General features: G+C 70.4%; 15 protein-coding genes and 1 pseudogene. 9 read left to right on the top strand and 7 right to left on the bottom strand.

The annotated features are described in order from the left end of the window. Nucleotides 1-97: 97 nt before the first annotated feature. Nucleotides 98-949: an acyl-CoA thioester hydrolase/BAAT C-terminal domain-containing protein gene (locus tag ADL25_RS31505; RefSeq protein ID WP_059131323.1), complete on the top strand. Its 852-nt coding sequence runs from the start codon at nt 98-100 to the stop codon at nt 947-949. A gap of 110 nt (nt 950-1,059) precedes the next feature. Here ADL25_RS31505 and ADL25_RS31500 read toward each other — a convergent pair whose 3' ends face one another. The 5 genes from ADL25_RS31500 to ADL25_RS31480 all read right to left on the bottom strand — a co-directional run bounded on the left by ADL25_RS31500 (nt 1,060) and on the right by ADL25_RS31480 (nt 5,357). Then, nucleotides 1,060-1,398 carry an anthrone oxygenase family protein gene (locus ADL25_RS31500; protein WP_267889290.1) on the bottom strand — a complete coding sequence of 113 codons (339 nt, stop codon included), beginning with the start codon at nt 1,396-1,398 and terminating at the stop codon, nt 1,060-1,062. Between the two features lie 201 nt (nt 1,399-1,599). Beyond that, a complete protein-coding gene (locus ADL25_RS31495; RefSeq protein WP_059131290.1) occupies nt 1,600-2,316 on the bottom strand; it encodes an NADPH-dependent F420 reductase in 717 nt (238 codons plus the stop codon). A 19-nt stretch (nt 2,317-2,335) separates the two neighbouring features. Continuing rightward, the gene (locus ADL25_RS31490; RefSeq protein ID WP_059131289.1) at nt 2,336-3,367 is read right to left on the bottom strand and encodes an LLM class flavin-dependent oxidoreductase; all 1,032 of its coding nucleotides are present in this window, start codon (nt 3,365-3,367) and stop codon (nt 2,336-2,338) included. Then, nucleotides 3,360-4,409, bottom strand: coding sequence for an LLM class flavin-dependent oxidoreductase (locus ADL25_RS31485; RefSeq protein WP_059131288.1), 1,050 nt, complete (start codon nt 4,407-4,409; stop codon nt 3,360-3,362). The genes ADL25_RS31490 and ADL25_RS31485 overlap by 8 nt, the downstream gene beginning before the upstream one ends. Before the next feature lie 276 nt (nt 4,410-4,685). After that, nucleotides 4,686-5,357: an enoyl-CoA hydratase-related protein gene (locus ADL25_RS31480; RefSeq protein ID WP_059131287.1), complete on the bottom strand. Its 672-nt coding sequence runs from the start codon at nt 5,355-5,357 to the stop codon at nt 4,686-4,688. 804 nt (nt 5,358-6,161) lie between these two features. Between ADL25_RS31480 and ADL25_RS31475 the strand changes: the two genes are divergently transcribed. Further along, entirely contained in the window at nt 6,162-6,740 is a 579-nt protein-coding gene (locus ADL25_RS31475; protein ID WP_059131286.1) for a VCBS repeat-containing protein, read from the top strand. A 48-nt stretch (nt 6,741-6,788) separates the two neighbouring features. Further along, nucleotides 6,789-7,271: a MarR family winged helix-turn-helix transcriptional regulator gene (locus ADL25_RS31470; protein ID WP_059131285.1), complete on the top strand. Its 483-nt coding sequence runs from the start codon at nt 6,789-6,791 to the stop codon at nt 7,269-7,271. Between the two features lie 349 nt (nt 7,272-7,620). On the opposite strand, the gene ADL25_RS31465 is transcribed toward ADL25_RS31470, so the two are convergent. Further along, complete coding sequence (locus ADL25_RS31465; RefSeq protein WP_059131284.1) at nt 7,621-8,271, bottom strand: FMN-dependent NADH-azoreductase; 651 nt, start codon at nt 8,269-8,271, stop codon at nt 7,621-7,623. Between the two features lie 150 nt (nt 8,272-8,421). Here ADL25_RS31465 and ADL25_RS31460 point away from each other — a divergent pair. The 6 genes and pseudogenes from ADL25_RS31460 to ADL25_RS31435 all read left to right on the top strand — a co-directional run. After that, nucleotides 8,422-9,081 (top strand): annotated as a pseudogene (locus ADL25_RS31460) (nitroreductase); the annotation flags it as partial. Between the two features lie 362 nt (nt 9,082-9,443). Next, the gene (locus tag ADL25_RS31455) at nt 9,444-10,415 is read left to right on the top strand and encodes a patatin-like phospholipase family protein (protein WP_234381109.1); all 972 of its coding nucleotides are present in this window, start codon (nt 9,444-9,446) and stop codon (nt 10,413-10,415) included. Continuing rightward, nucleotides 10,412-11,635: a macrolide family glycosyltransferase gene (locus ADL25_RS31450; protein WP_059131283.1), complete on the top strand. Its 1,224-nt coding sequence runs from the start codon at nt 10,412-10,414 to the stop codon at nt 11,633-11,635. Before ADL25_RS31455 ends, ADL25_RS31450 begins: the two co-directional genes overlap by 4 nt. A 3-nt stretch (nt 11,636-11,638) precedes the next feature. After that, nucleotides 11,639-12,127, top strand: coding sequence for a hypothetical protein (locus tag ADL25_RS31445; RefSeq protein WP_059131282.1), 489 nt, complete (start codon nt 11,639-11,641; stop codon nt 12,125-12,127). Continuing rightward, nucleotides 12,124-13,062 carry a hypothetical protein gene (locus ADL25_RS31440; RefSeq protein WP_059131281.1) on the top strand — a complete coding sequence of 313 codons (939 nt, stop codon included), beginning with the start codon at nt 12,124-12,126 and terminating at the stop codon, nt 13,060-13,062. The genes ADL25_RS31445 and ADL25_RS31440 overlap by 4 nt, the downstream gene beginning before the upstream one ends. 170 nt (nt 13,063-13,232) lie before the next feature. After that, nucleotides 13,233-13,535, top strand: coding sequence for a hypothetical protein (locus ADL25_RS31435; protein WP_059131280.1), 303 nt, complete (start codon nt 13,233-13,235; stop codon nt 13,533-13,535). A gap of 175 nt (nt 13,536-13,710) precedes the next feature. On the opposite strand, the gene ADL25_RS31430 is transcribed toward ADL25_RS31435, so the two are convergent. Beyond that, nucleotides 13,711-13,969 (bottom strand): ATP-binding protein (locus ADL25_RS31430; protein WP_199839235.1); only part of this gene is annotated, 259 nt, incomplete at its 5' end.

Raw genomic sequence — 13,969 nt, 5'->3', positions numbered from 1 at the left:
CGGTGCCGTGGCGACCGGTTCCCGGTGTTCGCCCGCGGCGGTGACGCCGTAGGCTCCGGGCGGCCGGCCTGTCGGGACAGTGTTCGAGGGGGTCCGTGTGGAGGTCCATGAGCGCGAGGTGTCCTCTCCCTGCGAGGGCCTCCTGGTCACACCGGTCGGCGGCGGTGACGCGGCCGTGGTGGTCCTGGCGGGCTCGAGCGGACGGGTCGAGCGGGAGAGGGCTCGGATCCTCGCGCGGCACGGGGTGACCGCTCTGGCGATCCGCTGGTTCGGCGGTCCGGGACAGCCGGCGGGTATCTGCGAGATCCCACTGGAGACGTTCACCGCCGCCGTCGACGTGCTCAGGTCGGCGGGCGCACGGCGCATCGCCGTCCTGGGTGTCTCCAAGGGAGCCGAGGCCGCTCTGCTCACCGCGGTGCACGACCCGCGTGTGGACGTCGTGATCGCGGTGTCGCCGACCTCGCGGGTCTGGTGCAACGTCGGTCCCGGGCGCGACGGACGAGCGCGCCCCTACCGCTCCTCCTGGACGTGGCGGGGAGAGCCACTGCCCTTCATGCCCATGGACGACACCTGGACTCCCCCCGAGCCGCACGGCGGACCGGTCGCCGTCCGCGGATGGTACGAACACAGTGAACGGACCTTCGCCCATCTGCTCGCCGAGACGGCGATCCCGGTGGAGAGGACGGAGGCCGACATACTGCTCGTGGCCGGGGGCGACGACGCGATGTGGCCCTCGCTGCCCTACGCCGAGGAACTGGCCGCCCGCCGTCGCTCGTCCGGGTCACCGACGCGGTTGATCAGTCGGGACGACGCCGGTCACCGTACGCGATTCCCCGGCGAGAGTCCTGCCCCGCCGTCCGCGGACCATCTTTACGGCGGAACCCCCGACTCCGACGCCCGGTTGGGCCGGACCGCCTGGCCACTGATCATCGAGGCGCTCCGCGGGTGACTGTCGGACCGGCCTCGAAGGGGATCTCCGCTCGAAACGCGATGTGGTCGGCCGTACGGGGATCCCGGAGTGCTGCGCCCGTCGAGCCTCGCGCCCGGAGCAGGCGCGGGTCAGGTCCCGGCGCCGCCGTGGCCGGACGAAACAGGGACAGGGCGGTCCGGGACCGCCACCCCGAGGAAGCCGAGTGCCAGGACGATCGCCACGGTCCGTACGGCGTGGGCGATCTGCCAACGGTCGCGGACGCGCGCCCAGTCGGCGGGCGGCGTGAGCGCGTTCCAGTCCGACTCCTGGACGTTGACGGGGCCGTTGACCACGAGGGTGACGAGCAGGGCCAGGAGCAGCAGAACGAGTGCGACGACCGACGGACGCAGGACGGCACTGTGCGCCCGGCGCGCGTGCAGGACGAGCATCACCACGGCGACCAGGGTCGGTACGGTGACGGCGCCGATGTACCAACAAAGGCGGCGTCGGTCATCGCGGACTCCCTCGTCAGAGGCGAACTCTCCCGATGACCTGACGGTGTGGGGGGTCCCGGTGTGACAGACCTTCGGCGAACCGGCGATCCCGGACGGCCCGGACGTGACGCCGGGCCGTGCGACCTCGTCGTCGGAGGTGTGCCGAGCGGGCCCCCGGCCTGGCGTCGGCGAGGGTCAGGCGGCGGTCTCGGCCGACGCCGCGGCGGCCGCCCGTGCGCTGAGTACGGTTCGCCCCCGCTCCGACTCCGGGAAGCGGTCGAGCATCCCCCGCAGTTCCTCGGCGCCGACATCGGCGCCGAAGGGCTCGGTGCCCGGTTCGAGTCGTACGCCTTCGGCCAGAGGGCCGGCGACGACGGGGTCGAAGCCGAGGGCGTCGACGAGGCGCGCAACGGTCGCGAGGTCGTCCGGCCCCTCGCCGGCGATCGCGATCGCCTTGCGTCCCGGTGCTCCCGCAGGCCGCGCCTCGTCCTCGAGGTCGTGGTACCCCATGTGGTTGAACGCCTTGATCACACGCGCTCCGGCCAGATACGCCTGCACGATCTCGCTGGAGGAGGTCAGCGGGTCGGTGAGGTCCTCGCGGATGCCGTCGACCTCCCACCAGTAGTTCATCGCGTCGACGACGAGCTTGCCCCGCAGGGCCTCGGCGGGAATGCTCCGGTACTTCCCGAGCGGCAGCGCCAGGACGACCACGTCCGCCTTCGCCGCGGCCTGTTCGGCGGTCACGGGGACGGCGCCGGGCGCGAGGACTTCGACGGTGAGCGCGATCTTTTCGGGGTCGCCCGATCCGGCGATGAGCACACGATGGCCGGCCGCGACGGCGAGGCGGGCCAGTACGGTCCCGACCTTCCCCGCACCCAGGATGCCGACGGTGCGCACGGCGGTGGTGTCCATGTCTTCTCCGTTCACGGCGTCAGCCTGCCAGTATGTCGCGGACCATCGGGATCACCTTGCTGCCGTACAGCTCGACGGCGCGCAGACGGGCGCTGACGGGCTGCGTTCCCGAGGTGTAGATGAGGTCGAACCGGCCGACGCCGAGTGCCTTGACGGCGTCGGCCATCTTGCGGGCGACCGTCTCGGGGGAGCCGACGTAGAGGGAGCCGTGCTCGATCTCGGCGTCGTACTCCTGCCTGCGGATCGCCGGCCATCCCCGCAGCGCGCCGATACGGTCACGGATGACCCGGTAGTACGGCCAGTGCAGTTCGCGGGCCTCCTCGTCCGTGTCGGCGATGAAGCCCGGCGAATGCATCCCGACCGGGTGGGCGGTCGTACCGAACTTGTCGGTGGCGCGCTGGTAGAGGTCGATATAGGGGGCGAACCGCTCCGGGTTGCCGCCGATGATGGCGATCATCAGCGGGAAGCCGTAATGCGCGGTGCGGACGACCGACTGGGGCGAACCGCCGACCCCGACCCAGGTGGTCAGGTGCCCGGACTCGGTCTTGGGGAAGACGTCGGCGTTGTCGAGCGCGGCGCGCTTGGTCCCGCTCCAGGTGACGGGCTTCTCCTCGAGCAGCTTGGCGAACAGCTCGATCTTCTCTTCGAACAGCACGTCGTAGTCGCTCAGGTCGTACCCGAAGAGGGGGAACGACTCAGTGAAGGAGCCGCGTCCGAGGATGACCTCGGCCCGGCCGTCGGAGAGCGCGTCCACGGTGGAGAAGCGCTGGAAGACGCGAACCGGGTCGTCGGAGCTCAGCACGGTCACGCCGGAAGCCAGCCGGATGCGTTCGGTCCGCGTGGCGATGCCGGCGAGCACGGTCTCCGGACTGGAGATCGCATACTCCGGTCGGTGGTGCTCTCCGAGGGCGATGACGTCGACGCCGGTCTCCTCCGCGAGGACGGCCTCCTCGACGACCTGCCGGATGGCACGCGCGTAGGACACCGGGCTGCCGGTGTCGTCCGTCGGCACATCGCCGAACGTGTCCAGACCGAAAACGAGATCAGACATGGGTGGGCTCCTTCGTGAGCAGTTGCTTCACCCGCGGGGCTACTTCGCGTCCCAGCAGCTCGATGGTGCGGGCCCGGGCTTCGCGGGGCAGGTTCAGGACGTCGTACTTGAGGTCGAAACGGCTCAGACGCAGGTCGCGTGCCATCGTTGCGATCTTGCGGGCGACGGTCTCGGGCGAGCCGACGAAGAGTGCGCCCGAATCGACCTCCTGCAGGTAGCGCTCACGGGTCGGCTTGTAGAACCCGCGTTCCTCGGCGAGTTGGGCCACCAGCGGCTGCCAGTACTTCCACCAGGTCTCGAGCGCCTCCTCGTCGGTCTCCGCGACCATCCCCAGCGAGTGCTGGGCTACCGGCCGCTCCGGGTGTCCGAGCTGCTCGAGTGTGCGGTGGTAGAGCTCGACGTGGCCGGCGAAGCGCTGAGGGCGCCCGCCGATGATGGCCAGCATGAGCGGCAGGTCGTAACGGGCCGCGCGCACCACGGAGTTCGGGCTGCCCCCCACACCGATCCAGGTCGGGATGCCGCCGGGCGGCATCCGGGGGTGCAGCTGTTGCTCGACGAGCGGCGGCCGGAACCTCCCCGACCAGGTCACCGTCTCCTCGCGCTGGAGACGCATGAACAGGTCGAGCTTCTCCTCGAACAGCTCGTCGTAGTCGGCGAGGTTGTAGCCGAACAGCGGGAACGAGTCCGTGGCCGACGCCCGCCCGAGCACGAGCTGGGCGCGCCCGTTCGAGACGGCGTCCAGCGTGGAGAACTCGTGGTAAAGCCGCACCGGATCGTTCGTGCTCAGCACGGTCACCGAGGTGCCGAGCCGGATCCGCTCCGTCGCGGTGGCGATCGCGGCGAGCAGGACCGGGGTGGCGCTGTCGTTGTGGCCGCGGCGGTAGTGCTCGCCGACGCTGAACACGTCGAGCCCCACGGATTCGGCGAGCTTGGCTTCCTCGACGATCAGGCGAACCGTCTCGGCGTCGCTCAGGGTGCCGCGGACATCGGTCGCGACCTCCCCGAACGAGTTGAGGCCCAGTTCGAAGCCTTGGGCTGTCATGGACTCCTCCTGCTGCGCTCCCCGGCCGTAGTGGCACGGTGCAGTTAATTGATACGTCAATCATCTCCGAATTTCCTTGACGAGTCAACTAAAGCGGGTGCCGGCGTCCCGATAGGGCTCGGCGATGGGTGTCCCGTGGCGGAGGAAGCGGCGCGACCGGCCTGCTTGCGGGACTCCGGTGACGGTGCGGCGGTCCCGGGTGCGCACGGACGGCGCGACCGGAGGGCCGGGCCCCCGCCGCAGTGGGGTCCGGCCCTCCGTCGATCAGCGACGGGGTCAGTCGCGAGGGCCGGCCGTGCCGCGCAGGGTCTCCAGGACGGGTTCGTACATGCGCGCCTTGATGGTGCCGAGTGTGTCGCCGGCCTTGCTCAGCTGCGCCTGGGCGATCCCCACGGCCGTGGTACGCACCGCGTCCTCGGCGACCGCCTGGTCGACGATGCCCGCGGCCGCGGCGTCCGACCCGCCGTAGCGGCGCGCGGTGACCATGGCCTCGTGCGCGGTCCGCGGTGCCAGCCGGGACTGGATCAGGGCGCACATGCCGGGTGTGAACGGGATGTTGATGTCGGCCTCGGGCAGGCACCAGAAGCCGCGGTCGGCGCGCATGACGCGGAAGTCGTGCGCAAGGGACAGCATGGCGCCTGCGGCGAAGGTGTGACCCTGCAGGGCGGCCACCGTGATCATCGGCAGGGCCAGCACACGGGCGAAGAGCTTGTGGACCGAGGTGCGGTAGTCCTGCTGCTGCTCGCCATGGGCGGACAGCCATTCCAGATCCAGACCGTTGGAGAAGAACTTGCCCGTCGCCGCGGTCACCAGGGCCCGCGGCCCTTCCGCCTGCTCCACTTCGTCCAGGGCGGCGTTGACCGACGCGATCCAGTCGGGGTGGAAGCGGTTCTCACCGTCTCCGATGTCGAGCACGAAGACGTTGTCCTGGCGGTCGAGAGCAGGCATGGGGGCTCCTGGGGGCGTGTTGTGGCGGGAGGGGAGAACGGGCCATGGCGCCGAGGGGGCGCGCCGGACGGCCGCGAACGGCGGCGCGACGAACCGGATCGGCCGGGAGGCGCCGACGGGTCGTGCAGCGGCATACCGTCGAGCGGCCCGGTGGCGAGGCGTTCCGCCATCGTCCACTCCCTTCGCGTCGCCGTTGTCTTATCTGGCACACAACGCTAAGTGGGGAGCGACGGGGGAGGGAATTATCAAAACGAAAAAGAGGGTATGACCGCAGTGGTCACACCGATTATCGACAATGCCCCCGCAATTATTTTCTCGGGAGTTCTTTCACTCGCGGACGAGCCGGTGAATGGAGGAGGGCCGGGCTTATTCGCGACTTTCCTTCCGCCGGCCCCGCGGAGGGCGGGCTCGTTCGAATGGCGCCATGACGCGGGCCGCCACGGTCGGACGATGAGCAGGCCGGCCGGAGAGCCACCGCCCGGGACGCGTTGGCCGGACGCTCTTCCGCTTCCGGCGCTTGCCGTTTCTCGCTGCCCCCTTCGCGCAGCGCACCATGCGCGGCGACCGCCGTTCGCGGAGTTCCGTCCGAGCGATACGTTTCGGCCTGTTCGGAAACAAGTCGTGGGGAAGGGCGGTCACGTCATGGGGGTCGGGGGACGAACAGTCGGGCGGGCGTGCTGCGTACTGGCGCTCGTGACGTCGACCGCACTGGTGGCCGGTTGCGGCGACGGCCGAGGCGATCCGCCCGGGCGCCCGGCCTCCGGCCCCACGATCGGAAGTTGTGCCACATCCGCGGGAGGTTTGGTGGCCGACCTCGACGGAGACGGCACGGCAGACCGTGTCTCCTCCCCGTCCCGCACCGGCGCCGGCTTGACCATCACGTTCGGAGCCGACGGCGGGCGGGGCGCGAAGGTGGGGCCACGGGATCTGGTCGGGGAGCGCGGGGACGGCGCGAAGGACGTGCTCGCCGTCGTGGCCGACTTCGACCGGGACGGCTGGAGTGACCTCTTCGTCGCCGCCACCGGCGCGTTCCAGGGCGACGACCCGGTGCGACCGGACGTCTCAGAGCTGAGACTCGGGCCCTTCTCGGCACGCGGACGGGGGCAGAGCGATCACCACGTCGACCTGAGCGAGCCGCGTGCGATCGCCGTCGCCGACTACGACCACGACCGCTACCCGGACCTCGCGTCCTACGGTCACGAGGGCGACGGCGTCTATTCGACGACGGCCCGGCTCGGCGGCGTGAAGGGCCTCGACCGGGGGTCGGACGACAGGAACAGGCCCTATACGAAGGAAGCCGATCAGACCGACCGGGCGACCCCGGACTCCATGCCCGAGGCCGACCTGACGGCGTTCTATCCGCTCTGTGTTGGTCGTATTTAGTTTCAAACGATACTGTATCGACCGAGTAAATGGCTGTAGTGTGGGTTCATGACAGCTGACGTTCCGCCTCGGACCACCGCGCGTGCGACCGACCGCCCGGGGGACACCTCGCCTTTCGCCCTTGGCTTGCTGCTGCGCAGGGCGCACTGGCACGCGGCGGCGGTGATGGGCGAGGCGCTTCGGCCGCTCGGCATCGAGTTGCGCCATTTTGCCGTGCTCATCGTGCTGGTCGACCGCGGGCCCACCGTGCAGCGGGACCTGGCTGCGGAAACGGGGTCGGACAAGGCGGGGATCATGCGGATCGTCGACGACCTGGAGAGCAAGGGGCTGGCTGTCCGCAAGCCTGTTCCGGGAGACCGGCGGGCGCGGGCCGTGGAGATCACGCCTCGGGGCATCGAGCTTTTCGACGCGGCTCATGTGCTGGCGGCACCGTTGTCCGAGCGCCTGGTCGCCGGACTGGCGCCCGGTGATGCCGAGCAGATGGTTGATCTGCTGACGCGGTTCGTCTATCCCGCTGACGGCAAGGCGTAGGCGCTCGCGCGACAACTGCGTGCCGGCCGCGTCGGCAGTTCCTGTCGTATTTCGCGGCCGGACCGTTTTCGTGGGCTGCGGCCTTCTCCACCGGGCGTCGGCGGTCGGGGGCGGCCGGGCGTTGCCGTCGACCGAGTCCGGGCCCGTCGTCACCGCTACCGCGTCCGTACCGGGTCGGCCGGATCTGCGTCCGCGCACACAGCGCCGTTCAGCCGTGGGCCGCTGTCGTGCTCGGTGCCGGATCGCCGCTGCGATGCGGGCGGCATCCTCGGCAAAGGGGGCCATGGGCGACGAAGGCGCCGGGTGACCGCCTCGGATGAAGTGTCACACGGCGCCCATGGCACGGGAGTTACGCGGCGAGGCGTTCCGCGAGTCGCTCGGCCTTGATCGTCGCGTCCTTGAAGGCGCGCTTGCGGGAGGCCTCGTAGAGGGGGATCAGTTCCGACATGGCCGGGTTACGGGGGGCCATGGTGAGCTCCGGGACGATGAAGTCGAGATCCAGGCCCAGAGTGCCCTTGAGGACGGCCTCCAGATAGTTCTGTACGAACTCGAAACCCTCGCGCGGGGTGCCCGGCGCGTAGGAGCCGCCACGGCTGGCGACGACGACGGCCGGGGTGCCCTGAGCGGTGGGAGTCTCGCCCGCGGTGCGGCCCATCAGGAGCACGCTGTCCAGCCACGCCTTGAGGGTCGACGGGACCGAGTAGTTGTACATGGGCGCGCCGATCAGGACCGCGTCCGCCTGCTCCAGTTCCTCGATGAGCTTCAGGCGTTCGGCGAACGCGGCGTTCTGCGCGGGGGTGCGGTCGGACGGGTCGGTGTAACCGGCGGACCAGGCGTCGGCGGTGATGTGCGCGACGGGGCTGGCGGCGAGGTCGCGGTAGATCACCGTGCCTTCCGGGTGGTGCTCCCTCCATGCCTCGCGGAAGGCGGCCGTGACCGCGCGGGACGAGGACGCCTCTTCGGGAAATACGGACGAATCGATGTGCAGCAGTGTGGCCATGACCTTCTCCGATGTGCAGGGCCCCGGCGGGCAGCCGTGGGTCGGCAACTCTTCTTGGTCGAGATAGTCAATCACGAGATCGTCTTGAGTGATACTATCTTGAGTGCAACGATAGCTAATGCAATCGAGCGGCCAGGGAGGCAGGCGATCATGGACGTCTACGAAGCGGTCACTACCCGACGGGCGGTGCGCGGGTTCACGGACCGGCGGGTCCCGAGAGAGACGCTTGAGCGCGTGGTGTCCGCCGCGGCCTGGACGCCGTCCGCATCGAACATCCAGCCGTGGCATGTCTACGTCCTGACAGGTGCGCCACTGGCCGAGCTCAAGAGGCGGGTCGGCGAGCGGTTGGCCACCGGCGAACCCTGGGACGAGCCGGAGTACGAGCAGTATCCCGCCGAGCTGAAGTCCCCGTACCGAGAGCGCCGGTCGGCCTTCGGTGCGGAGCGCTACGGCGCACTCGGCATTCCGCGCGAGGACCTGGAGGCGCGCCAGCGGGCGGCTTCCGCGAACTGGGACTGCTTCGGGGCGCCCGCGTCCCTGTTCTGCTATGTCGACCGCGGCATGGGCAGGCCCCAATGGTCCGACCTCGGCATGTATCTGCAGACCGTCATGCTGCTCCTCCGAGCCGAAGGGCTGCACAGTTGCCCGCAGATGGCGTGGGCGAAGTACCGCACGACCGTCGCGAAGATCCTGTCGCCGCCGGACGAACTGATCCTCTTCTGCGGTATGTCGATCGGGTTCGAGGACGCCACGATGAACCACTCCCGTACGGGCCGGGCGCCGCTCGAGGAGACGGTCACGTTCGTCGACTCGGTCGACGCGGCACGACGAGCTCGCCCGCCGGCCGGGGGAGCAGCGGCCTGTCCGACCTCGAGGCCGCACGGTCCACGGACCGCGACCGCAGAGCTCGCGAAGGGCCACGCCTCTCGCAGCACATGGACGGGGCGTGTCGTCGCACGGATCGGTGACGCCTTCGCCGGACAGGTCCAAAGTCTGGCCTCCCGGGTCGGGTTGCCGCCCGGTACCGGCTGAGAAGCCGTCCCGATTCCGCGCCGAAACGAGAGAGGTAGATCATGTGGATTACCCGTGGCCGGACACCGGTCTCCTGGGCACGTTCGGGCTTGCTCAGGGGCGGCTCGACGAGTGGTCGTGGCCGCGAGAGGCTTCGCGCCGTGCAGGACGACAACGGGGTGCGCTCCCCGTCGTCGTGCCGCGCGCCCGGGGATCCCGTGCAGGGCTTGCAGGGCCTTCCCCGTCCCGTGGCCGTCGTGGTGGGTGCGGGCGGCGTGCTCGGAGCGGCCCATGTCGGTGTCGGGTACGCGCTGGAACGGCAACGATTCGTCCCGGACATGATCATCGGAAGCTCGGTGGGCGCCCTCAACGGGGCCATCGCGGCGGCTCACCCCGAACAGGCCGCGCCGTGGCTGGACCACGTGTGGACTCAGCTGCGTCGTCGTGAGGTGTATACGCTCGGCTATCCGTCCTCACGGGCCAGCATCTGCACGGATCGCGGCCTGCGTCGACTGATCGCCCGGTCCGGGCTGCCGTCGCGGATCGAGGAGCTCGCCGTCCCGTTCACCGCGGTGGCCATGGACCTGGTCACCGGTGCGCCCGCGTTGCTCGATCACGGAGACCTGGAGTCCGCACTGCTCGCCAGTGCCGCCATGCCGGGGATCCTGCCCCCGGTGGAGCGTGGAGGCAGGACGCTCGTCGACGGCGGAGTGATCGCCTATGTCCCGGTACTGGCGGCGCTGCAGGCCGGGGCGGCCAGCGTGGTGGTGCTGTCGACCGGGCCGGAGGGCTCGCCCCTGCCCCCGGCCGTCCCGCGCCCACGAGCCGGCGCGATCGCCGCCAGGGCCGCACTGCTGCTCATGCACCATCAGATCGAGCGTGATCTGCGCGAGGTGTCCCGGCAGATCCCGACTGTCGTGCTGCCGACCGGTATCGAGGCCTGGCCGGCCCCCTGGGACTTCGGCCATTCCCAACGGCTGATCAGCACGGCTTCGCGAGCGGCGGGGCGCTTCCTCGACGAGTTGCGCATCAGCGGACCCGGCCTGTATCGGGCCGACGATCCTCGGGCGACCGGCGCGTCGGTCACACCGGGCGACGCATCAACTTTCTCCGTACCAGGGATCGTTCTGTGAGCACCATCGCGTTCCTCAACATCGCCATGCAGGGGCACGTCAACCCGACGCTGCCGCTGGTGGAAGAACTCGTCCGCCGCGGCCACTCCGTCACGTACCACACATCGCCCGCCTTCCAGGAGGAGATCGAGGCCGTCGGCGCGACGGTGTGCCTCTACCCCGGGGGCGACCAGCCGCTGCCCGATCCGCCGACGCCCGGCACGCTGATGGCGGGGCTCGCGGGCACCGCCGCCCGCTTGCTGCCCACGGTGCTCACGGACCTGCGCAAGGTTCGGCCCGGCCTGATCGTCCACGACAGCGCCTGCTTGTGGGGTGCGATCGCCGCCCGCGAACTCAAGGTGCCGGCGGCGGCATCGTTCACCACGTTCGCGTTCAACCGGCGGGTTCCCAGTCCCACCCGAGGCTCGTGGAGCCTGCTGGCCGAGGCGGCGGCTCGACCTCGTACCCTCCGGAGCTATCTGCGGTCGCGCGGAGGCCTGCGCCGCGCCTTCGACACCCGCGGGCTGCCCATGCTGGACGTGGGGAACATCCGCCAGCCGCTCAATCTGGTCTACACCTCCCGGTCGTTCCAGCCTGCCGTCGAGGACTTCGACGAGTCCTACCGGTTCGTCGGCCCGAGCATCGGTGCCCGACCGGTCGACCCGTCGTTCCCGGCCGATCGGTTGTCGGACCCCGTGCTGTACGCCTCGCTGGGCACGGTGTTCAACGCCGATCCGCAACTGCTGCGCTGCTTCGCCGCCGCGCTCGCCCCGCTGGGGGGCACTGTCATCGTCTCGACCGGGAAGACCGATCCCGACGCGCTGGGTCCGTTGCCGGCCAATGTGCTCGCCCGCCGTTCCGTTCCGCAACCGGAGGTGCTGGGCCGTGCGGTGCTGTTCGTCACGCACGGCGGAATGAACAGCGTCAACGAGGCCATGTACGCCGGGGTTCCTATGTTGGTGGTACCCCAGGGGGCCGACCAGCCGATGGTGGCCCGCCGTGTCGTGGAGCTGGGCGCCGGCCTGTCGATACGTACGCAGGACGTCACCGAGGGCTCCGTGCGTGCCCTTGCCGGGCGTCTGCTGCACAGTCCCCGGTTCAGTGCGGCGGCAGCCACCCTGTGCGTCGCCCAGAGGGAAGCCGGTGGATATCGGCGCGCCGCCGACGAACTCGAGCGGTACCTCCAAGCCGCAGGTCCGCTCGGGCAGCAGCCTCCCGTCGTGCCGTCCGAGCGAGGCTGAGCGGTGCCACTCCTCGTCGTCGTTCTGCTGCTGCTCGCCGGGGTGTCGGAGGCCGCCGGGCGCATCCTGCCCCTGGTGGTGCGCCGCCCGGGCATGTCACGAACCCGGGTGGCCGGACTGCTGTTGGCCTGTGGCCTCGTCGAGGGCGCACTGTTCGCGCTGTGGCCGCTGACCGCGGGGAGCCTGGCCGAACTCGTGCAGTCCTCCCCACCGACCGGTGCCGGGCCGGGATGGACACCGGGCCTGGTCACCCCGCTGGTGTTCGCCGCCGTCCTCGCGTTTCCACTGCTCGGGCCCACGCTCCACCTGCTCCTCCTGGTCGGCGTCGGAGCCGGTCTCGTCGGGCCGGTCTCCACGGCGACCGACCTGGGCCGGTGGGGCTCCGCCGGTTGCGTGGCCCTCGCCGGGGCCGGGCTCGGAGCCGCTGTGGAGGCCGTACGGCGCTCGGTCGTGAGGATCAGCGCCACGACGGCGTGGGAGCCGATCGTATGAACGATTTTCTCCTCTGGGTGTGCGTGATCGGCCCCGCTCTGCTCGCCGAGGCCCTGCTGGCGCGCCATGAGGTGCTGGCGTACGGCGCGGCCTGGCGGACCCCCCTCACCGAGCTCCCCAAGGGCGTTCCCCACGCCCGGGGCGCGGCTCCCGGCGACCCCCCTGACGCCTACCTGGTCTACCTGGACGGCATCGGCAAACGTCGCGTCCGCGACAGCCGGGACGGGGGCCAGCTGGTGAAGGCGCTGCTGCGCGGGGCGCCGGAGCTGCGGGTGCTCGGTCAGGTGCTGCCGTACTCCCCGCTGGCCGACCCGCTTGCCGAGAGGCCCGTGTGGGCGTGGCTGCGCCGCCGCGTCGGGCTGCTGCTGTTCCTCCACAATGTCATGCAGATCTTCGTGGCGGCCGACAGCCGGTACCGTCCGCTGTACAACCGTGCCGTCGGCTCGCAGATCGCCACCCAACTCCGGCTCGCCGGCTACCGGCCCGACAGCGGCATCCCGGTTGTGCTGCTCAGCTACAGCGGCGGCGCCCAGGTCGCCACCGGCGCGGTGGACGAACTGCGCGGCCGGCTGCGCTCCCCGCTCCTGCTGATCACGCTGGGCGGTTTCCACAACGGCTCCAACGACATCTGCCGTGCCGAGCACCTGCACCGGCTGACCAGCAAGTATGACCGGATCGAGCGGATCGGCACCTGGATTTTCCCGCAGCGCTGGCGGCTGTTCCGCACAAGCGCGTGGAACCGGGCCCGCCGCGCCGGGAAGATCACCGAGCACCGGCTCGAACCGGCCACGCATGTGGGGCCGCGCAGTTACATCAACCCGACGACGCTGTTGCCCGACGGCCGCAGCTATCTGGACCGCACGGCCGACACCGTGATCGCACTCATTCGCGCCCATCACGGCACGGCCGCGGACACCGACGCCCCGCTGCCCTGAGCCGCCCGGGCCGGAGTGCGCCGTACGGTCCAACGCGCTCGTCCGAGTCGCCGACGAACGTGGACGGCTCGACGGGCCGTGACGGCGCCCGCATCCGCTCGGATACGCCAGAAGGCTTCAGGACAAGCACGTCAAGCCGTGCGTGGCGGGTGGATGGATAACCTCGGTGCATGACCAGCGAGTCCCACACTCCGCCGCCGGCCCCGACCAAGGACGACTTCGCGAAGGTTCTTTCCTTCATCGGCGACAGGCTCGCCCCGTTGCTGGTGACGGACGATCCCCGATACGCCCCGGTCGCCACGTCGTTGGACTTCGCCGTCCGCTACCTGCACGGCATGGCCGAGCTGGAATTGGACGAAGGCGGACCCGCGTACAAGCCCTTCAGTGCGCTGACGCGGATCGCCGAGCAGTGGAAGGAGCATCCCGACTTCGATCCCGGCTGGACTGAGTACTGGCACCGGCAACGACCCTGACCTCGGGCACACATGAATCCGCCCGGCCCGGCTCTTCCGTGACAGGTCGAGCCGGGCACGACTCGCCGCATGACCGGCGGAAACCGGCTGCGGGGCGGCGCCGGCGGCACAGAGAGGGGCGGGGATGTGCCGGACGCCCCTGCGAAGCCCGTTCCGCGAGACGGGTGGGGGCGACTCAGGCGGCAACCGGTTGGCGTTCGGACGTGTGGGGGAGGTCCTGTTCGGCCCATACGACCTTGCCGCCCGATGTCGATCGCGCGCCCCACCTGCGGGACAGGTTGGTGACGAGGAAGAGGCCGCGGCCGTTCTCGTCCGTGGTGCGTGCGCGATGCGGTCGCGGGATGAAGGCGGCGGTGTCGGACACCTCGCAGGTCAGGACCCGGTGGCGGACGAGGCGGAGTTCGATCGGTCCGGTGCCGTGGCATATGGCGTTG

The sequence above is a fragment of the Streptomyces sp. NRRL F-5122 genome (genome assembly GCF_001507435.1).
Lineage (GTDB): Bacteria > Actinomycetota > Actinomycetes > Streptomycetales > Streptomycetaceae > Streptomyces > Streptomyces lannensis.
Note: the sequence above shows the minus strand (reverse complement) of the source record. Positions and strands in the feature narration are given on the sequence as shown.